Origin of the sequence: Streptomyces sp. NPDC006012, assembly GCF_042871185.1 — a bacterium.
In the GTDB taxonomy this organism is placed as follows: Bacteria; Actinomycetota; Actinomycetes; order Streptomycetales; family Streptomycetaceae; genus Streptomyces.
The window spans coordinates 205,591-224,442 of sequence record NZ_JBIAIE010000011.1 but is presented as its reverse complement, the minus strand read 5'-3'; the positions used below and the strand labels follow the sequence as shown (position 1 = coordinate 224,442).

Sequence of the window (18,852 nt, the reverse complement as noted above, 5' to 3'; positions counted from 1 at the left end):
GGCTGGGCAGCACTGCCCGAGGGCCCGGGGCTGGGGCTGGAGGTGCGCTGCTGATGGCACCGGCCAGGACCGGCGACCTGCAGGTCCACGGCACGCAGCAAGAACGCCGCGGCCGTACGCATCTGTTCGTCCTCGATGAGCGGCTGACGGGCCACGCCACCTTCCTCACCGCGACGCTCGTCCTCGGCGACGCTACGGCGCCTTGCCCACTGCAGGTACGGATCCTCACCTTCGACGACGTCACCGTCCTGTCCCCGCTGCCCGGCCAGGAGCTGCCCACAGCCCGCGACGGGCAGGCCTTCACCAGTATGTTGATGCTGCCGCACGGATGGCGACCGCCGGTGATCCCCGAGGACTTTGCCAGGGCCGCCGCGGCGGCGGGCATCGACACTGATGCGTGGAGCGAGCCGGAGGCCCGCCATCTGCTGACCTTCCTCGGGAAAGCCCGGGAAAGCAGCCCAGTGCGAGTGCAGCGAATCAAGGCGATCATCACGGCCCTGTCGGAGACACGGTGAGCGCCGACCACGTGCGGCTTGCGGCGGGGCAGCCAGCGGACCTGTTCGCCGGCACGGAGGTTGGCGTCGGTGATGGCGTGCTCGAAGCGGATGTACTCGGTGACGGGCTCGGACACGACGCGGGCCCGCCAGACCTTCATCCCGCGGGCGACGGTCCGTTCCACCAGCGGCAGCCACCCGCTCCAGTACTGCGAGTCGTCCGCCGGCACGCTCCCGTCCCTCAGGAACGCGTCGTAGACCTCCCGCTCCTCCCCCCGGCGTAAATGTCCCGCAGTTCCAGGTGCAGGGCGTACTGCCGGGCGGAGTCGAGCAGGTCCTCAAAGCTGGGGGCCGGCGGCTTCTGCGGCATCACACGCCTTCCTGATCTGCTCCGTCATCCGGACCGGGATGCGGATGACCCCTTCGTCTTTGGGTGCGGTTCGTTTCGAGTGACGGCAGCCATCAACCAATGAGGGCATATTTGCGCTGGTCGGGCACAGGGTAGGGGCGCTCTTGGGTGGCAGAGGCGGTGACAGAGTTGCTTGCGGGGCTAGTCTGCACTTCGACCCAGTGAGCGTGTCCGGCACCATGGCGGACACCGCGAGCAGTGCACGAGGAATGCTTGTGAGTGCGAATCTTGACGCGTTGGCCCGGCTGTTGCCGCCGCCGCAGGAGAGCGTGGCCGCCCCGCCGTGGGAGCGGTCGAAGGCGGAGTGCGGCTTCGACTTCCCTGCCGACTACCGGGAGTTCGTAAACCGCTACGGCGGTGGGACGATTCTCACGGGCTCCAGGGAATGGGCGCCGGTCTGGGTGCTCGCCCCCTGTTCGGTTCCATGGAAGCCCGGTGGTCCGAGTGGTTTCAAGGCGTTCGTGGAGAAGGCCGCTTCCCTGCCCCTCGAACATGAAGCGAACAGTTGGGATGGCCCTGCATATCCGGATCTCCCTGTCGCGGGCGGCCTGCTGGCCTGGGGCCACAATCAGGACGGCGACACCTTCTACTGGTCGACTGAGCACTCCGATCCGGACCGGTGGCCAGTGGTGATGCTGGCGCGGGGACCGGCTGCAGTCCTGCCCTTCGAGGGCGGGATGGTGGAGTTTCTACTGGCTGTCTACAACGGTGAGCACATCGCGTCCCAGTGGACGGCGGACCCCGTGCTTCGCTGGACGATGGAATCGGACTGGCTCCGAGACGGCCTGCAGATCTCGGCTGGACCCTCGTATGAACGGGGATGAGCAGGACTACGGCGTGACCTGCTCGCTACCCGGCCGTAAGTGTCCAGGACAACTACTCCCGTTCTGGTCCGCTCGTCCCTACCGTGGTGGTGGAGGAGGGCTGGCGGATGGGTTCGCTGTTCAAGGAGTTGGAAGCACGCGAAGCGGCTGCCCGGGTTCGGGTGGAGGAGCTGGAAGCCGAGGCCGCTGAGCTGTCCGGAAGGCTGCGGCTGGCGAAGGAGAGCCTGGAGCGGTTGCAGATTGCGCGGGAGACGGTGGCCGAGGTCCTCGCGGAGATGCCCCCGGACAAGCCCGTGGTCGTGGTCGGTGCCGGGCAGCCCGTCGCGGAGGAGCCGGACGCGTCGGCGTATGCGGGGGCCGAGCGGCATGTCATCGGGGTGCTGACGGTGCCGAACTGGCGGCCGGGGATGGGGCCTGAGGTCCTGCCACAGGTTTATCGGGACATCGTGGAGGTGGTGGCGGACGCGCCGGGGCCGGTCCGCGCCAAGCAGATCGTGCCCAGGATCGGGCTGCCGGCCGAGACGGGGAAGATCGAGAGCACGCGGTCGAAGCTGAAGCGGCTGGTGGAGCGGGGCTGGCTGGACGAGGACACCCCGGGCATGTTCACCCCGGCCCGCCGACGGACCGCTTCTTCTGACTCCCGCTAACAGCAGGGCTCTCCCGCGCCTACATTCGAAGGTGCGACCCAATCGATGCCGGACGGGAAGAGCCCTGGAGATGACACCGTACGACACCCATGCCACCGCTGACCCCTTTGCCGACTCCCTCAACGCCTTCAAGACGCTGACCACCACGCTGTCGGGCAGCACTGCGAGCACATGGACCCACACCGAACTGGAGGAACACCTCGATGCGGCCGGGCGGGAATTGCTGCGCCTACTGCTGCAGGACCACCTCGACCTGCGCGCGGCCCGGGAGGAAGAACAGGTCCGCACCGGCGCCGGGCCGGTCGTGGTGGGGCCGGAAGGCCGAGTGCGGCCATGGCGCGAGAGTGGGCACTCGCGTTGGCTGGCCACTGTGTTCGGGATGGTCCGGGTCACCCGGGTCGTTCATCGGGGGCCGGGCATGGGCAATGTCCATCCCGCCGACACTGCGCTGTCGCTGCCGCAGGGCCGACACTCGACGGGATTACGGCGGCTGGCCGTGACCGAGGCCGTCCGCGGCTCCTTCGACCAGGCCCATGACGCGGTGACACGCCGCTGCGGGAACGTGCTGGGCAAGCGCAGGTTGGAAGAGCTCGTGGTCGCGGGCGCGGTCGACGTCGGCGACTTCTACCGGACCGTGATCCCGGTCCCGTGCAGTCGCGAGATGCCGCTGGTGGTCCAGGTGGACGGCAAGGGTGTCGTCATGCGACCGGAGGCTCTGCGCGAGGCCACCCGCCGGGCCGCCGAGAAAGCTGCCAGCGCTCATCGAGGCCGGCTCGCGCCGGGCGAGAAGCCGAACCGGAAGCGGATGGCGACCGTGGCCTGCGTCTTCGACACCCGTCCTGCCCCCAGGCGCCCGCACGATGTGATCCATCCGCCTGGCGGCCGAAGCGGCGAGCGTCCCGCCCGCCATGGGCCGAGGGCGGAGAACAAGTGGTGCACCGCCTCCCTGGTCCGTCCGCCCGAGCAGGTCATCGCCGACGTCTTCGACCAGGCCCAGGCGCGCGACCCGAACCACCTGCGGCCGTGGGTCGTCCTGGTCGACGGCGCCCGCCACCAACTCGACCTGATCAAAGCGGAGACCGGCCGACGCGGCATCACGGTTCACGTCCTGCTGGACTTCGTGCACGTGGCCGAGTACGTCTGGGCCGCCGCCCACGCCTTCCACAAACCCGGTACCACCGAGGCCGAGGCATGGGCGGCCGACCGACTCACCGCGATCCTGGCAGGCCACGCCGCTCGCACTGCCACCGAGATGACCGCCGAGGCAGAGCGGGAACACCTGCCGGCCGCTCGGCGCGAGGCCGTCGACGCCTGCCACCGCTATCTGACCGGTCACCTCGACCAGCTTCACTACGACACCGCGCTCGACAACGGGTGGCCGATCGCCACCGGCGCGGTCGAGGGCGCCTGCCGCCATCTGATCGCAGACCGCCTCGACATCACCGGCGCCCGCTGGGGCCTGCAAGGAGCCGAAGCCATCCTGCGACTACGCACCGTCGTCTCCAACGGCCACCTCAACCCCTACTGGCACTATCACACCGCCCGAGAACACGAACGCGTCTACCCCGCCTCCGACCAGCGAACGTACCTACTCAGGGCTTGACCGCGGCCGTCACTCGAAAGGAACCACACCCTTCGTCTTTTGCGCGCGGGCTGTCCTGGCTGCAGGCGGCACGGGTCGCCGCGTCGGCGAACTTGCCCTGCAAAACCAGTTCCGGCCCCCCGGCGGTGTCGGTGTCCACCCACACCGCGGGGCAGTTCCCTCCACCCGAGTTCGGGTCCGTCCCGAAGAAAAGTAACGCCATGATCTCCTCCGGAGAAAGCCAGTTGCGGGTAGTTGCGCACTGACCGTCACGCAGGCCGGTATCGACGTCAAGAGCCTCTCGCCGCACGAGCAGTGCCGGTCAGCGGTAACCGTGACGGCATCTGATCCGTCCGGGTGAGCGAGCGCCGCGACTACGGCTTCTGGGGACGCGGCGGACACCATGGACTGCGTGGCCATGCTGATCGCCGCGTACTGCGAGCAGGTCGGCGTGGACCCGGAGACCCTGAACAGCTACCTCCAGATCAGGCAGCAGCACAGCCGCGCGGACGGACCGCAGGAGGAAGACCGGGCGCACCTGGCGGGCCTGCTCGGTCAGGCGGAGCCCGCCGACACCGACGAACCGGGGCGGTGCGGATGCTGTATGGCCGCGGGCAGCGCCAGGCACAGGCCGCGCAGCAGCCCGAGGACCATCCGGAGGTGCTGTTCATGATGGCGTGCCTGCACGGCCTGCGGGCCAAGCTGTGCGACGACCTCGGGTCGCTGGACCGGTTCCCGCCGGAGGTGGCCGCGATGGCCCGCAAGGTCGCTGGTGCTCTCGACATGCCGGAGTTCGCGGCCCGGGCCTGGAAGGCCACGGGGCTCGAAGAACCGCCGCCCGGCGACCCACCACGACGTGGGTCGCGTCCTCGCCACCGGCGAGTGATACAGCAGTCCCGCCCACCACAAGAAGGGCACCAAACCCCGGCGCACCAGCGGTCTGGTGCTTGACAGTGATGCAGCGAGCAGTGGGTGATGTGACGGCAAGCGGCTTCGGGTCGAGCGGTGGTTCGGCTACCTCGCCCCCCAGATGATCCGTCGCGGAGCGCACAAGGGCATCCAGGCCCTGGAAGCCGATATCCGCGCATGGGTCAAGGACTGGAACGAAGATCCCAAGCCATTCATCTGGACCAGGACAGCCCAGGAGATCCTCGACTCCCTCGCCCGCTTCTGCCGACGGATCTCCGGCGCAGGACACCAGGCGCAATACCTGTCCCAGGTGGCGGTGGAGACGGTCCGCCTCACCGCGGACCTGGGGCGGCTTACGGTGACGTCCTCGCCGAAAGACCAGGGTGCGCGGGAGACCTGTGCCTTCGCCGTGCTCAGCTGCCAGTGCAGCGGCGCACGGTCTGCGCACCAAGAGATGGTATCAATTCTCGTCATTTGCAGCCTAGTTCGAGTCAAACAGCGCTCCGACCCCGGATCCGGGCGCTGACAGACACCCCTCGGCGGGCACGATGCTCCGACATTCAACCGGGGGGTCGTGATGAGCGCTGCCGAGGGCGGAACCGAGCTCGGGGAAGAGGGCGGTCCGGAGGACCAGAAGGAGGACGCAGCCGACGCGGAGTTGGCGCTGCGCGTCTTCACCGGGGATGAGCGCTGGGGCTGGGAGTTCGTCCAGCCTCCCGCGCCCCCGGCACACCGCGACGCCGGCAAACCGCCCGTGTACAAGGACCCTTCCGACGCCGAGGTGCGCTCCGCCCAGGAGCGGGCCATGGGCGGCAAGAAGACCGTCGGCTCCGGCTGCGCGATCCTGATCGCGGGCGTCGCGGCGCTTGCGGCCGGCGGGGTGCAGGCCGCGGTCGTCGTCGTCATACTCGTCATCGTCGCGTTCGCCATGACCTCACCCCAGGCCAGGCTGCGTGCCGCCGAACGCAGGCTGGCCTCCGCGAGGGAGCGGGCCCGGAGCGACTACGAGGCGCGCAGGAACGCCTGGCAGCACCGGCTCGCCGCTCACAACGCCGAGCACCTTCGCCACAACGAGACGCTGGACACCTGGTTCCCGATCTCGCTCACCTCCAAGCCCAGCCGCATCGACGTCTTCGGCGGTACGGGCAACGGCTGGGCGAGCCTGCTTGCCACGCTCGGCGGGCCGCTCCTCGGCGGCGGCCAGTCGGTGGTGGTCCTCGACGTCAGCCAGCAGGCGGTGGCCCTGGAGCTGGCCGGCCTCGCCGCCCGGCGCGGGATCGCCGTCAGTCACGTACCCATGCCCGGGGCCCTGCTCGGCCAGGACCTGCGCGAGGAGTTCACCTCCGAGGAACTGGCTGAGGCCTTGGCCGAAGCGCTGGGGTCCATGCGCCCGCCCGGCGCGGACATCGACCTCCACACCATCGACGTGGACGTGGTCCAGACCGTGGCGGACCTGCTCGAAGGCCCGGTGACCTTCGCCCGCCTCGCCGCCGGACTGCGCGTCCTGCTGCGCGTGTACGACGTGGACACCCAGGGGCCGGGCGCGCTCAGCCTGTCCGAGGTGGACTCGATCACCCAGGCCGTCGACTTGCTGGGCCAGGGCGAACGCGTCCAGAACGAGCTCCGCTACGTGCGGGCCCAGACGGAGCTGCTCACGAAGGCGGAGGCGGCGGCCAGCCCTGACGCCCTCGCGTCGGGCTGGTGGCGGCCCGGCGGCCTGACCGTCGTCACCACCGAGGACCTGGTCCAGCGCCGCAAGGACCTGACGGACCGCTTCGTCTTCTTCCAGCTGCTCCACACCCTGCGCAAGCGCGCCGTCACCCCCGGCTCGGGCACGCTCGTCGTCGCCGGAGCGGACCACCTGGGTCGGGAAGCCCTCGAAACCATGGCGCGCCAGGCACGTACCGCGGGAGTGCGGCTGGTCTTCCTCCTGGAGCACCTGCGGGAGGCAGCCGTCCAGGTCGCCGGCGGATCCGACAGCGCGACGGTTTTCATGCGCATGGGTAACGGCGAGGAAGCCAAGGCGGCCGCTCAATTCATCGGGCAGGAACACAAGTTCCTCGTGAACCAGCTGACCCGGCAGGTCGGGGAGACCCTCACCGAGGGGCGCGGCACCAGCTACGGCTACCAGCGAGGCATGTCGGACACGGAGGGCTTCAACCGGGGCGGGGGCTGGAAGTCCGGTAGCAACTGGGGAAGTTCCCGCTCCTATTCCACCTCGCTGTCCCGGAGCTGGCAGGACTCGACGAACACCTCGACCGCCCGCTCGACGACGACCGGCGAAAACCTGACCCGTGTCTACGAGTTCACCATCGAGCCCACACAGCTCCAGGCCCTTCCGGTGACTGGACTGGTTCTCGTCGAGGCCGGCCCGGGCGGCCGCCGTGTCGTGTTCGGGGACTGCAATCCGGGGATCAATTTCCTGCCCCGGCTGTCGACCCGACCGCGCCCGAGCCTGACGTGACCGGAGAGCTCGGCGCCCCGCCCCAACCTGCGGGGCCCGCTGCGTACCGATTCCACCGGCTGCTCACCGTGCCCCGGCGCCCGAAGGACCCGGGCACCGAGGACCGTACCGCCGCGCAGCTCACCGCCGCCGTGACGGCGGCCCATGCCGTACTCGGCCACCTCGGGACAGAGAACCCGCACGAAGGGCGCCCGGTGGGGCTCGCCGCGGTGTGGGTCCGCCCGGGTCCCCACCGGCCGATGCACTTCCTCGTGGGCGGAGCCCCGTACTTCCCGCCCGCCGGGCAGGGGCCGCGCGCGGAAGGCGAGCATCCCCTGAGCTATCCGCCGGGGGCGACCGCCCGCGGCGTCCCGGCGGGTGAGGCTTCCACACTGCTGGAGCGGATGCCGTGCTGGCTGCCCTGCCTCGGGTCCCACGACGCCTTGCGGATGGGCGACGACGAGCGCGCCCTGCCGACGGAGCGCCGCGGCTCCTTCGACGACGCCGTGTCTCACCTCCCGGAGGCCTTCGCCTGGCTGGTGCTGGCCGAGCCCGTCCCGTTCGAGCGGCTGGAGCGGGAGCGCGCCGCCCTGGCCGTGCAGCTGCCCCGGCTGCGCCAGCGGGAGAGCTCCGAGGCCGACCGTGTGGCGGCAGAACGGGCCGCGGCCCGCTACCGCGAGCTGACGCGGGCGCTCGCCACCGGGGTGTGGAACGTGCGCGTACTGGTCGGTGCCGAGCGGCCCGAGTCGGCGCTCGCCTCGGCGGCGCTGCTGTGCGGTGCGGGCGACCTGGACGACCTTCCGTACGTTCTCGTACCCGCCCGGCGTACCGTGCCCCTGGCGGACGCGCTGGCCGTGTCCACTCCCACCGCCACCGGGTCCGGACCGCCGGGAGCCACTCCTTTCATCGCCACCGCGGAACTCGTCGCGGCGCTCGCCAGACCGCCGAAGCGCGAACTGCCCGGCATCCGTACGGTCGCCCCGAACCGCTTCGACGTCACCGCCGACGACCCCGGGGAGGCCGCGGCCGCCGACGGCTTCCTGATCGGCGACATCCTGGACGAGTCGCTGTCAGCCGCGGGCCGGCTCCACGTGTCGCGCTCGACCCTGAACCGGCACGCCTTCGTCTGCGGGGCCACCGGGTCGGGTAAGTCCCAGACGGTACGGAGCCTGCTCACCGCCCTGTCCACGCACGAGCGGCCGATCCCCTGGCTGGCGGTCGAGCCGGCGAAGGCCGAGTACGCGCGCATGGCCGGGCGCCTCGCCTCGGCGGGCGGAGCAAAGGCGGCGCGCCGGGTCACCGTGATCCGGCCGGGGGACGTGGATGTCCCGCCTGCTTCGCTCAACCCGCTGGAGCCGGAGCCCGGATTCCCGCTCCAGAGCCACGTGGACCTCGTACGGGCCCTCTTCCTGGCGGCGTTCGAGGGCCACGAGCCGTTCCCGCAGGTGCTGGCCCGGGCCTTGTCCCAGTGCTACACGGCGGCCGGGTGGGACCTGGTCACCGGCGAGCCGCGCCCGGCCCACAAGCCGAAATACCTGCTGGACGAGCCGGACGAGCCCCGTGCGGCGGTCTACCCCACTCTGGGCGATCTCCAATCGACCGCCCGGCAGGTCGTGGAGATGATCGGGTACGGCAAGGAAGTCACCGCGGACGTCCGGGGGTTCGTCGACGTCCGCATGGGTTCGCTGCGGGAGGGCACGCCGGGCCGGTTCTTCGAGGGCGGCCATCCGCTGGACATCGCGGGCCTGTTGGCCGGGAACGTGGTCCTCGAACTGGAATCGATCACGAACGACCAGGACAAGGCCTTCCTCATCGGTGCCGTACTGATCCGACTCGTTGAGCACCTGAGAGTCCACCACGGGGCGGGAAGCATGCCTCTGCGCCACGTCCTGGTGGTGGAGGAGGCGCACCGGCTGCTCAAGAACGTCGAGGACGGCCCCGCGGCCGCGGCCGTCGAACTCTTCGCCTCGCTCCTCGCCGAGATCCGCGCGTACGGCGAGGGCGTCGTCATCGTGGAACAGATACCCAGCAAGATCCTGCCCGATGTGATCAAGAACAGCGCGCTGAAGATCATGCACAGGCTTCCCGCGGAGGACGACCGCCGGTCCGTGGGCGCCACCATGAACCTCCAGCAGGAGCAGAGCGAGAACGTCGTCGCCCTGCTGCCGGGACGCGCCGCGGTGGCCGCCGACGGTATGGACCGGCCGGTGCTGACGGCGATCCCGCACGGTGAACACGACGAGAGTACGAAGGACACGTCGACGGCGCCACCCCTGCTCACCAGCCGCAGCCCGCTCTGCGGGGCCTCCTGCCGTCGCGAGCCGTGCACCCTGCGCACGATGAACGACTCCCACCACCGCTCCGTGGTACCGCTCCACCTGATCTGGGCGGAAGTGGCCGCGATGGCCCAGGCGATGGGCATGGCCGCTCCCGAGCCGAGCGGGGCCGTCCGCTCCTCCCTGACGGCGCTCCCCGAGCGTGACCTGGAGTGCACCCTCGTGTACGTGGTGGAACGGGCCGTCGGAGCGCGCGAATCCCTGATGCGGGACGAGGTCGACCCGGCGGACTTCGCGGAGCGACTGCACGCGGTACTGTCCTGCGCGCTGCGCGGTGCGGAGCCTCCGGCCGGGGACCGGCGCCGCTATGCGTACGCCAACTTCCGCTTCCGGGACGTGATCTCGGCGATCGCGCGAGCCCGTAAGGCGAGTCCGGACGGCCCGCACAGCTACCCCGAGCACGCGGCTCAATGGGCGGCCCGAGGTCTGGTCCTGACCGGGACCTCGGGCGCGGACCACCGCCTCCAGGTCCACGCCCTGCCCGGCTACGGACCGGAGAAGCTCCACGCCCGGGTCGGCGACGTGGACCGCAGCGGCCTGCGCGACGCGGTGTCGGCGGTCACGGGCGGCACGACGCGAGAGCACGTCACGCGGGCCTTCGAACTGGCCTGCGCGGACGGTTCGCTGCTGAGCGCGGTAGTCGCCGAGACGGCGGTGCGCGTCGCCATGGTGTGCGCCGAGGGAAGGGAGACCCGTTCATGAGCGAGCTCAGCGGCACGTCCGACGCGCCGCCCCCTCCACCGCCGCCGACCGACGCGCAGGCGTACCGGGACGGGGACGAACCGGACGAGGCGGGGACCGAGGACAGCGGGTCCCCGGATGCTTCCCAAGAGGACCCGGACGCCGAAGGCCCCGAACCTGACCCGGAACCGGAACCGGAACCGGAACCCGAAACAGACGACCTCCCCACCCCCGCCTCCGAGCAGCCGACGGACGGCAACGTCGGCATGCAGGAGACGCAGGCTCAGGCCGAACAGCCGGAGCCCGACCCGTCGTCGGCCGGTCAGGACCCTTCTGACGGATCCGACCACCCCACAGCCACCGCACCCGACGACCCGTCCGAGCCCCCGGCCCCTGCCACTCTGGAGGACTCCACCCCCGACGAACCGAACCCGGACTCCCCCGGACCGAACCCGGACTCCCCCGAACCGAACCCGGAGCCAGACCCAAACCCGGAGCCGGAACCAAAGCCGGAACCCGAACCTGAGCCGGAACCCGAACCCGAACCGGAACCCGAACCCGAACCGGAACCCGAACCCGAACCGGAACCCGAACCCGAACCCGAGCCCGAACAACCGGAGCCAGATCCGGCTACGGAAGTCGAACCAGACCGAGACCCAGAATCGGAAGCCGACCCGGAACCTGAAGCCGAGCCAGTACCCGCGCCGGAGAACGAATCCGAACGCGAACCTCAGGTTGAAGAGGAGCCTGAGCAGGAACCAGATCCAGAACCGGAACCGGACGCACAGGCGCCACAGGACGGCCGGCCCGACGACCCGCCCGGCGAAGAACCGTCCGAGGCTTCGCCGGACGAGGCCGACCGTCCCGAGCAGGGCGACGTTCCGGAGGAGGCACTGGACGGAGCCGCCCCGCCCGATCGGTCAGGCACACCCGGGCAGACCGACGCGCAAGATCAGGACCCCGACCCAGGACCCGCCGTCGAGGGAGCGGACGACCAGGCTTCCCCTGCCGACGAAACCGCCGAGACAGTGGCGGAGGTCACCGAAGGCATGGGCAAGCTCGCCGTCGCCGTGACCGAAGCCGCCGTGGACATCGCGGGACAGGCCGTGAACGCCGCGGAAGAGGCCGCAGCAGGCGCGTCCTTCGAGTCCCGGGCCGACGCCAAGACTCAGGGATTCTCAGACGACGCGAGCCCGGGGGATGCCTCCGCAGAACCGACGGAACCCGGTACGGATTCCGAAACACCCGGGCCCAACGCCGAGGCGGTCGAGAGCGACGCCCTGGACAGACTGAGGCAGGAAGCAGTCGGAGCAGGCACCGAGGACGCGGGGGCAGCGGTCTCCGACGCCGGCGCGGACGCCGAGTTCGACCGGGCGGGAGACACGGGCAGGAGCGGGCGGGGTGACCCCCGAGAGCCGGGCCAGGGCCCGGACACCTCACGCGGGGACGGACCGGCGGAACCTGATGGGGTCACGCCTCCGAGCGGCAGCGGTGAGGGCGGTGACGAGTACATCGGTCAACCGACCACGTCCGACGGAGCCCAGGACGAGGGCGCGCGGTATCCGGTGGGGTATCGCGGAAACCAGAACGACACCAGTATCAGGGACAGCACCGCCACAGATTCGACGAGCAATCGATACGGTCGGGATATCAACGTGACGATTCCCGAAGGATACACCGCCAGAAACGCCCCCGCCGAAATCGGGGGACGCGAATACAGTGGCCACGCTCTGGACCGGATGCAGGGCCGGGGGTTCGTCCCGTCCGTCGTCGAGAACGCCATCACAACGGGAGAATCATCGCCGGGCAGACATGAAGGAACGACCGTGCACTACAATCCAGTCGACCGATTTTCTGTCATAACGAACACGGAAAATGGACGCGTCATTACCGTAATGGGAGGCGATCGCAGGTGAGTCTTTCGGACCCGGAGTCCCCGTGGTGGGCACAAGCGAAGCGCAGGGCCCTGGGTGAACTGGGGGCATTTCGGCAGGGAAAGTCCCATCTTCCCGCACTGGCGGAGTCCCTGCTCGAACTGTCCGACACCTTCCGCGAGAGGGAGGCGGACCTGTCCGGTATTTCGCCCCCGCTACCCAGGTCTGCCAGCCAATGGATTCACGATTTCGACACATTGTCCGGTGACGTGGAGGTCGTTTCCTCCATCGCGCTCGACGAGGGCTGGTCGGAACTTCCGGACGGCGAGGTGGCCCGTGTGACAGACCTCGTCAGGGCCCTCGTAGATCTGGTCAACGAGCTACCGAACGAGTCGGCTGCGCCGGAGCCAAATTAAAAATCATCTCATTTGGATGGTGTCTCACGTGGTATTTGGGGTTGGGGCATCATGAGCGGCTGTGGTAACCGATCTGTCGCATCGTCGCATCGGCTGGTTCCTGACGAACTCTGGCCGCTGGTGGCGCCGTTGTTGCCACCGTTCACGCCTCGCCGGCAAGGTGGTGGGACAGCTCCTGCGACGATCGAGCCGTGTTCACGGCGGTGGTGTACGTGCTGACCAGCGGGTGTGCCTGGCGGCACATGCGGCCGACGTTCGGCACCCGCCCGCCACCACGCATCGCCGGTTCACGGCATGGACCGAAGCCGGGCTGTGGCGCCGACTGCATCGTGCGGTCCTGGGCCGCGACCTCGGCCCCGGCGTGGATGCTGACCCGGCCGCCGCCCTCCGGGGCGTCCTCGTAGTAGGCGACCCCGGGGCCCGCAGGCGTGCCACCCACCGCCTCCAGGCGCCGGAACAGCTCCTCGTAGAGCGGCCCGATGACCGGGCCGAAGTCCCCGGGTTCAAAGCTCGCGGCGGTTGCGGTCAGCTCCGCACCACCCGGATCGCCGGCAGGCTCTTGAAGACGACGTCGTTCGTAGGCATGTGCCCCTCGCTCTCGATCGACCGGAGCCTCGCCGCGACCTGGACGAGGCGCGCGACGGCCGCCGCCATGTCGGCCTCCAACTCGGCCCGCCGCAGCCGCAGCAGTGCGCGCAGTTCCTCAGTACTGACCTCCTCATCCAGGATCTGCCGGACCTGCTGGAGGGTGAGGCCGAGATCCTTGAGCGCGATGACGCGGTTGAGGCGGGTGAGCTGGGCGGCCGTGTAGGAGCGGTAGCCGGTGGCGGGGTCGTCCCGGACCGGGCGCAGCAGGCCGGTTGCGCCGTAGTGGCGCAGCATCCGGACCGGAACGCGGCCGTGTCGGGCGAAGTCTCCAATGGTGAACATGATGTCTCCGAGTTCAGCGCCTGACACGGTGTGAGGGTCAACAAGCGCCTGACACTCGCCGCCGTCGCCCCGTACCCCGCCGAGGCCGTTCTCGGCGACCGGCTCGCGGAGGAAGAACGGCAACGAGGGGACGCCGCCGGAGGCGATCGCCGAAGTGAACCGGCCTGCTCGCGCCTGGCGGCGCTGAATTCTCCGGCCATGAGGGGACGATCCGGCCACATGTGCGCGGGCCAGCCGCGAACGGCCGGCCCGCGCAGTCCTGCGTGGGGCCGGGCGGCGTGACGGGTACGGTGCCGGCCGGCCCGGTCAGTCGCCTACGGGGCGGGGATCTCCCTGATGAAGCGGGAGTCGAAGTCGCACCAGACCAGGCCGGGCAGGAAGGCGCCGCCGGCTTCGTCGAGGTGGTCCTCGACGTACGGGATGTTCGCGTCGCAGACCTCGATACTGTCGTCGAAGAACTGGGTGGTGTCCGGGTTGGCGTGGAAGCTCCAGCGCGGGTTGTAGTCAGCCGTCCGCTTGACGATCCGCGTGATCACGTGGGGCCGGTCGGTGGTCTCGCCGGCGACGAGTTCCCGGGCGTGCTCGATGTCCCCGGCCTTCGTCAGCTTGATGACGAACTCCTCCCGCGTGTGGTCGGTCATCACGAAGTACGCGGGGGCCTCGGCGGCGGCGCGGACCGGCTGGCTGTCTGGGGTGCCGGCCTGGGCGGGCTGTGCCGTAGCGAAGGCCATCACGCCGACGGCGGCCAGGCCGGCCGCAGGCGCGGGCGGGGCCGGGCGCGGGCGACATCGTCGGGCGTGGCAGCGCCCGCAGGCACCGGCACGAGCAGCGTCCGAGGCCAACCGGGAATCGAACAGTGCAAGAGTTCAGGGCCCCGAGACGCTGCGGCTGCGGTCCCGGCGATGATGGCGGCGTGTCGAACGGGTGCCGGCCCCGCCAGTGGTAAATGTGCTTTCATCCCATTTGCCTCTGAGAGAGGATGGCCATGAGCCGACTCCGTGATGCCGGGCTGAGGGGTGACGAAAGGATCGAGGCGTCGTTCGGCACACTCAGCCTGGAGCATTCCTTCCCGACCGACGAGTCATCTGCGTTGCTGTTCGACCAGCTGGATGCACAGCGTGCCGCCCAGGCGTATCTGTGGTCGCTGCCGCTGGTGGGGTTTCTGACCTGGCGTGAGCGGGCGGCTGAGACGTTTAGGGCGATGGGCTTCGATTTCGTCGTCTATGACTCGCTGCGGGAGAAGCGGGGCATCGTCACGGCGAACCTGACGAACCCGTACATCATCAACTTCACCAGTCTCGCGGACGGTCCGGTCCTGATGCGGGGTGCTGGATTCCTGGCAGCGGCCGGTCGCGGACCTCGGCCAGACCGGCCCCGACCAGGGCAGGGGCGGCGGCTACGTCGTCCTCGGCCCGGGTCATGACGACGCCCCCTTCAAGGACTGCGGACGGTACGCCGTCCGTTCTCACCGGCAGCTCCGCTTCAACGACGCCGGCAACACCGATCTGTTCATCGGCCCTACCGCCCCGGACGGCACCAAGAGCAACTGGCTGAAGACCGTTGCGCCGGACGGCTGGTTCGTCTACTTCCGCCTCTACGCGCCGACCGAGCCGTTCTTCGACAGGACCTGGGCCCTGCCCGACCTCGAAGCCCTCGCCTGAAACCTGAAAGGAGGCCCGCCCATGCCGGAGTGGGCCCACCGGTACCAAGCCCTGGCAGAGCTGCCGTTCACCGGCGGCTACCCCACCGACCAGACCGCCTGCGCCCTGGAGGACGAGCTGTACTTCCAGCGCGCCGTCCAGACCTACCTGTGGGCACTTCCTGCCGTGAACATGTACGCCATGAAGGAAGGCATCGGGCGTGCGGCCGGCCGCGGCTACCAGGTGATGTCGGTGTTCGAGAAACGCCTCAAGCCCCACACCCTGATCACCACACCCAACTGCGACGTCATCTACGGCCTGGGCTTCGCCGACCTGGCCGAGACCGGTCCTCTCGTCATCGAGGCACCCCCGGGGCTCCAGGCGCTGCTGGACGATTTCTGGCAACGCCCCCTGCGCAGCCCGCTCCTCGACGGCATCCAGTACCTCGGCGACATCGGCCTTCCAGGCCCGGACCGCGGCAAAGGCGGCAGATACCTGATCGTGCCGGAGGGCTACCAGTCCATGGCCGGAGAAGACCTGTCGGACTACTACATCTACACCAGCAGCACCAACGGCGTGCTGATCTTCCTGCGCGGCTTCTTCCCCTCCGTTGACGACCTCGCCCCGGGCGTTGCTGCCGTCGAAGGCATCACCGTGTACCCACTGCACGGACAGCGGCAGCCGATGCGCTTCGAGCACGTCTCCGACCTGCCCCTCAACGCCCTCTTCCCCCGCGGAGCCGCCTACTTCGACCTGCTCGACCACGCCGCCACCGTCGGCTGGAAAACGGCCAAGACCATCGCAGCCCGCTTCCACCACGAACCCGGCGCCCGGTGGTGGAACGACCGACAGTGGATCGCCCACGTGAAAACAGACCTCGACGACTTCCTGCACACCCTGCTGGACGAGGAATTCCGCGACCGCCGCACCGGCCACACCGACGTGAACGCCAAAGCCCACATGTACGTCAACCACTACTCCATCAGCACCGGCATGATCACCTCCCGGGTCGGCGCAGGCGCCAAATACGCCAACACCTACACCGACCGCGACGGTGACGTACTGATGGGCCAGCACACCTACCGCATCGACCTACCCGCCCAGCCCCCGGCCAAGCTGCTCTGGTCCCTCACCCTCTACGACGCCGACACAGCCGCCGAAATCGCCGCCGAGAACCAGACCTACTCCTCCCTCAACTCCCTCGGAGACCTGAAACCCAACGAAGACGGCACCTACACCATCCACACCGCACCACAGCGGCCCGCCGGAGCCGCCAACTGGATCAGGACCGTTCCCGCCCGAGGCTGGTTCGGCCTCATCCGCTGGTACAGCCCTGAACAAACCTTCTTCGACCACAACTACAAACCCGGCGACTTCGTAAAAACCACCCACCGTCCCACATCCTGACGGACAGATCACCAGGCCACCCGGCCAGCCGCCGACAACAGAACGAACACGTGGAGTACTGGTGGTGGCCCCGCTGTCCGCACTGACCAGGAGCCCTTGATGGACGCCTCTCACCACACAAGTCCCGCCGGTCTTCCCGTGCCGCGGCGGATGTCGCACGCTGAGTACTCACGTTCCCGGCACGGGGTGTGGCTCAGCGCCGCCGCCCTGTTCACCGATCCGCTCGGTCGCGTCCTGCTGGTCCAGCCGGCCTACCGTGAGCAGTGGCTGCTGCCTGGCGGTGGCGCCGAGCCCGGAGAGAGTGCCGCGCAGGCGTGGGTGAGGGAGGTCGGTGAGGAACTCGGCGTGGAGCGGACGCCGGGCCGGCTGCTGGCCGTGCACTGGCTGCCCCCGGATCATCCGGACATCGATGCCGGGAAGATCGTGCCCGGTGAGGTCCGGTACATCCTGGACGGCGGCACCCTCACCGAGGAGGAGATCGCGACATTGCGCGTGCCCGCCGATGAGCTGTTGGGCTTCGAGTTCGTCGACTCGACCCAGGCCCGCGAGCGGATGATCCCGGTCGACGAGCAGATCCTGCTCGCCGCGCTGCGCGCCCGGCTGTCCGGCACGACCGCGCACCTGGAGAGCGGTCGGCACGTCGGTGAGGTTCCGCCGCTGGACCGCCACAACGTGTATGTCCGGCCGCGGACCGGGCGGACGTGGCCCTGGCACCCGGAACCGGTACCCGCCGGTCTACCGGTGAAGCAGGCCTGGGGATGGCTGTTCGCGCCGGACGGCCGTGTGATCCTCGTCGTGGACCCCGGCAACCGGCTCCCCACGCTGCCGGGAGGCACAGTCGAGACCACCGACGGCTCACCCGAGGAAACGCTCAAGCGAGAGGCGATCGAAGAGGCGCAGGTGACGCTCGGGGACGACATCGTCCGGCTCGGCTGGGTCCATGACGCGACGGGAGAGGTCTACGGCGGCATCGGACCGTGCGCACGCCTCCGCCTGACGGCCCCCGTCACACGGATCGGACCGGCCAAGGCGGATCCGGCCACCGGCCGTACCTTCGCCCGGCTACTCGCCACCCCAGACCAGGCAGCCGCGCTCCTGGGCTGGGGCGAGAACGGCTACCAGCAAGCCGAACTCGCCGCCCGCCGGGCCCACGAACGATGGGGCATCCCCTACACGACGCCGGTCCCGATCAGCGAACTCCCCCCAGCCGGCTCATGAGCGCGTTGTCCTCCCCGGGTCAAGGACCACCACGCCCGTCCCAGCATCGTGCGCGCGGGGGCATCTGCGACGCAGGACTGCATCCCATGGCCGCTGCCTCCCGGAAGTTTCCCAACGCGGGCGCCGGGGATGCCTCGCGCACCCCGGCCCGCTACCTGCAGCTGACAGGCTCCTGCCCAGTGCGGGCGGCGGCAAGGAGGAGCCATGGTGGCGATGACCGGCCCGTCGTGTGGTGCTCGGCACCACCCATCGTCCGCCGCGGCGGTGCGCAGCTCCTGGAGTTTCAGCTCCAGGTCGATCACCTGCTGTGCCAGGGTGGTGATCCGGGCCTTGAACTGCTCGGTGTCCTCGGGGCCGCTGATACCGGACCCGTGCCAGACCTGCTCGCCCAGGACACCTCGCGCCGGCGGTCGAAAAAACCCGCCGCAGGTCGCGAAGATCACCGTAGAGGCTCCGCCGCAGTAAATCCGGTATGCACTGCGACAGCACTCCAAGGTGTCAGATTGACTCGTCTTCACCTTTATCCGCGCACTGCGCCGTTGGTAACGTCCCTGCCAAGTACCGCAAATTTCCGTCGAATAAGGGGGAACGACGTGCGCGTACGTAAGTTCGTATCTGTAGCGTCGGCTGGTCTGGTGGCCGGAGGTCTGGCTCTGGCAACCGGGGCGCCCGCGAGTGCGGCGCCTCAGGCGAGTTGCCAGGCGTACAGCATCTCCACCAGCGGGGGGTACGTTCACTACAACGAGTGCAACACCGGTTCGGGTACTACCGAAGAGGGATACGTGAAGGACATGGACGCCGATGGTCAGTGCGCCTATGTCTACACGACCCTCAACGGGAGCGGCACCATCCGCGACCAAGCCAAGGCGTGCCCCAAGGGCACGGAGACCTATTTCAGCTGGAGCTACCCCGGCTACGCGCCCGTGCAGGTGCAGGTATACCTCAGGGAGGCCTGAACCAGTAGAACTGGGTGTAACTCGCCGGGCAGCCGCGAGACCCTTCTGTGGCTGTCCGGCGGCACTGCTCTCAGGTTGCGCCGCGC

At 69.4% G+C, this 18,852-nt stretch carries 16 protein-coding genes and 2 pseudogenes; 14 read left to right on the top strand and 4 right to left on the bottom strand.

Features of this window, described 5'->3' with window-relative positions:
• Nucleotides 1–53 precede the first annotated feature (53 nt).
• A complete protein-coding gene (locus ACFYPJ_RS21055; RefSeq protein WP_389019139.1) occupies nucleotides 54–515 on the top strand; it encodes a hypothetical protein in 462 nt (153 codons plus the stop codon).
• Nucleotides 516–583: 68 nt separating this feature from the next.
• Here the strand turns inward: ACFYPJ_RS21055 and ACFYPJ_RS21050 are convergent.
• Nucleotides 584–724, bottom strand: a pseudogene (locus ACFYPJ_RS21050) (DUF6879 family protein); the annotation flags it as partial.
• Between the two features lie 358 nt (nucleotides 725–1,082).
• Here ACFYPJ_RS21050 and ACFYPJ_RS21045 point away from each other — a divergent pair.
• The 3 genes from ACFYPJ_RS21045 (at nucleotide 1,083) to ACFYPJ_RS21035 (ending at nucleotide 3,977) form a co-directional block, all read left to right on the top strand.
• Entirely contained in the window at nucleotides 1,083–1,727 is a 645-nt protein-coding gene (locus ACFYPJ_RS21045) for a hypothetical protein (protein ID WP_389019136.1), read from the top strand.
• A gap of 107 nt (nucleotides 1,728–1,834) precedes the next feature.
• Entirely contained in the window at nucleotides 1,835–2,374 is a 540-nt protein-coding gene (locus ACFYPJ_RS21040) for a hypothetical protein (protein WP_389019134.1), read from the top strand.
• A 70-nt stretch (nucleotides 2,375–2,444) separates the two neighbouring features.
• The gene (locus tag ACFYPJ_RS21035) at nucleotides 2,445–3,977 is read left to right on the top strand and encodes an ISKra4 family transposase (RefSeq protein WP_389019131.1); all 1,533 of its coding nucleotides are present in this window, start codon (nucleotides 2,445–2,447) and stop codon (nucleotides 3,975–3,977) included.
• Here ACFYPJ_RS21035 and ACFYPJ_RS21030 read toward each other — a convergent pair.
• Nucleotides 3,967–4,179 (bottom strand): hypothetical protein, encoded by a 213-nt coding sequence (locus ACFYPJ_RS21030; protein ID WP_389019129.1) that lies wholly within the window; start codon nucleotides 4,177–4,179, stop codon nucleotides 3,967–3,969. The genes ACFYPJ_RS21035 and ACFYPJ_RS21030 overlap by 11 nt on opposite strands.
• A 189-nt stretch (nucleotides 4,180–4,368) precedes the next feature.
• Between ACFYPJ_RS21030 and ACFYPJ_RS21025 the strand changes: the two genes are divergently transcribed.
• The 6 genes from ACFYPJ_RS21025 to ACFYPJ_RS21000 all read left to right on the top strand — a co-directional run bounded on the left by ACFYPJ_RS21025 (nucleotide 4,369) and on the right by ACFYPJ_RS21000 (nucleotide 12,615).
• Entirely contained in the window at nucleotides 4,369–4,629 is a 261-nt protein-coding gene (locus ACFYPJ_RS21025) for a hypothetical protein (protein ID WP_389019126.1), read from the top strand.
• A 357-nt stretch (nucleotides 4,630–4,986) separates the two neighbouring features.
• Nucleotides 4,987–5,391: a hypothetical protein gene (locus ACFYPJ_RS21020; RefSeq protein ID WP_389019124.1), complete on the top strand. Its 405-nt coding sequence runs from the start codon at nucleotides 4,987–4,989 to the stop codon at nucleotides 5,389–5,391.
• A 51-nt stretch (nucleotides 5,392–5,442) separates the two neighbouring features.
• Complete coding sequence (locus ACFYPJ_RS21015; protein ID WP_389019122.1) at nucleotides 5,443–7,329, top strand: hypothetical protein; 1,887 nt, start codon at nucleotides 5,443–5,445, stop codon at nucleotides 7,327–7,329.
• A complete protein-coding gene (locus ACFYPJ_RS21010) occupies nucleotides 7,326–10,346 on the top strand; it encodes an ATP-binding protein (RefSeq protein WP_389019119.1) in 3,021 nt (1,006 codons plus the stop codon). Before ACFYPJ_RS21015 ends, ACFYPJ_RS21010 begins: the two co-directional genes overlap by 4 nt.
• Nucleotides 10,343–12,241 (top strand): hypothetical protein, encoded by a 1,899-nt coding sequence (locus ACFYPJ_RS21005; RefSeq protein ID WP_389019116.1) that lies wholly within the window; start codon nucleotides 10,343–10,345, stop codon nucleotides 12,239–12,241. The genes ACFYPJ_RS21010 and ACFYPJ_RS21005 overlap by 4 nt, the downstream gene beginning before the upstream one ends.
• On the top strand, nucleotides 12,238–12,615 hold the full coding sequence (locus tag ACFYPJ_RS21000; RefSeq protein ID WP_389019113.1) for a hypothetical protein: 378 nt from the start codon (nucleotides 12,238–12,240) through the stop codon (nucleotides 12,613–12,615). Before ACFYPJ_RS21005 ends, ACFYPJ_RS21000 begins: the two co-directional genes overlap by 4 nt.
• A gap of 340 nt (nucleotides 12,616–12,955) precedes the next feature.
• Here the strand turns inward: ACFYPJ_RS21000 and ACFYPJ_RS20995 are convergent.
• A pseudogene (locus ACFYPJ_RS20995) lies at nucleotides 12,956–13,545 on the bottom strand (MerR family transcriptional regulator); the annotation flags it as partial.
• A gap of 314 nt (nucleotides 13,546–13,859) precedes the next feature.
• The gene (locus ACFYPJ_RS20990) at nucleotides 13,860–14,276 is read right to left on the bottom strand and encodes a calmodulin-binding protein (protein ID WP_389019111.1); all 417 of its coding nucleotides are present in this window, start codon (nucleotides 14,274–14,276) and stop codon (nucleotides 13,860–13,862) included.
• A 594-nt stretch (nucleotides 14,277–14,870) separates the two neighbouring features.
• Here ACFYPJ_RS20990 and ACFYPJ_RS20985 point away from each other — a divergent pair.
• The 4 genes from ACFYPJ_RS20985 (at nucleotide 14,871) to ACFYPJ_RS20970 (ending at nucleotide 18,766) form a co-directional block, all read left to right on the top strand.
• On the top strand, nucleotides 14,871–15,206 hold the full coding sequence (locus ACFYPJ_RS20985) for a DUF1214 domain-containing protein (protein ID WP_389019108.1): 336 nt from the start codon (nucleotides 14,871–14,873) through the stop codon (nucleotides 15,204–15,206).
• A 21-nt stretch (nucleotides 15,207–15,227) separates the two neighbouring features.
• Nucleotides 15,228–16,592: a DUF1214 domain-containing protein gene (locus tag ACFYPJ_RS20980; protein ID WP_389019106.1), complete on the top strand. Its 1,365-nt coding sequence runs from the start codon at nucleotides 15,228–15,230 to the stop codon at nucleotides 16,590–16,592.
• A 150-nt stretch (nucleotides 16,593–16,742) separates the two neighbouring features.
• Nucleotides 16,743–17,810, top strand: coding sequence for an NUDIX domain-containing protein (locus ACFYPJ_RS20975; RefSeq protein ID WP_389019103.1), 1,068 nt, complete (start codon nucleotides 16,743–16,745; stop codon nucleotides 17,808–17,810).
• Between the two features lie 782 nt (nucleotides 17,811–18,592).
• Entirely contained in the window at nucleotides 18,593–18,766 is a 174-nt protein-coding gene (locus ACFYPJ_RS20970; protein WP_389019101.1) for a hypothetical protein, read from the top strand.
• Nucleotides 18,767–18,852 lie beyond the last annotated feature (86 nt).

What these genes read in the sequence shown, in the direction of transcription:
- ACFYPJ_RS21055 (WP_389019139.1), top strand. Translation starts at nt 54, where the DNA reads ATGGCACCGGCCAGGACCGGCGACCTGCAGGTCCACGGCACGCAGCAA.
- ACFYPJ_RS21045 (WP_389019136.1), top strand. Translation starts at nt 1,083, where the DNA reads ATGGCGGACACCGCGAGCAGTGCACGAGGAATGCTTGTGAGTGCGAAT.
- ACFYPJ_RS21040 (WP_389019134.1), top strand. Translation starts at nt 1,835, where the DNA reads ATGGGTTCGCTGTTCAAGGAGTTGGAAGCACGCGAAGCGGCTGCCCGG.
- ACFYPJ_RS21035 (WP_389019131.1), top strand. Translation starts at nt 2,445, where the DNA reads ATGACACCGTACGACACCCATGCCACCGCTGACCCCTTTGCCGACTCC.
- ACFYPJ_RS21030 (WP_389019129.1), bottom strand. Translation starts at nt 4,179, where the DNA reads ATGGCGTTACTTTTCTTCGGGACGGACCCGAACTCGGGTGGAGGGAAC.
- ACFYPJ_RS21020 (WP_389019124.1), top strand. Translation starts at nt 4,987, where the DNA reads ATGATCCGTCGCGGAGCGCACAAGGGCATCCAGGCCCTGGAAGCCGAT.
- ACFYPJ_RS21015 (WP_389019122.1), top strand. Translation starts at nt 5,443, where the DNA reads ATGAGCGCTGCCGAGGGCGGAACCGAGCTCGGGGAAGAGGGCGGTCCG.
- ACFYPJ_RS21005 (WP_389019116.1), top strand. Translation starts at nt 10,343, where the DNA reads ATGAGCGAGCTCAGCGGCACGTCCGACGCGCCGCCCCCTCCACCGCCG.
- ACFYPJ_RS20990 (WP_389019111.1), bottom strand. Translation starts at nt 14,276, where the DNA reads ATGGCCTTCGCTACGGCACAGCCCGCCCAGGCCGGCACCCCAGACAGC.
- ACFYPJ_RS20980 (WP_389019106.1), top strand. Translation starts at nt 15,228, where the DNA reads ATGCCGGAGTGGGCCCACCGGTACCAAGCCCTGGCAGAGCTGCCGTTC.
- ACFYPJ_RS20975 (WP_389019103.1), top strand. Translation starts at nt 16,743, where the DNA reads ATGTCGCACGCTGAGTACTCACGTTCCCGGCACGGGGTGTGGCTCAGC.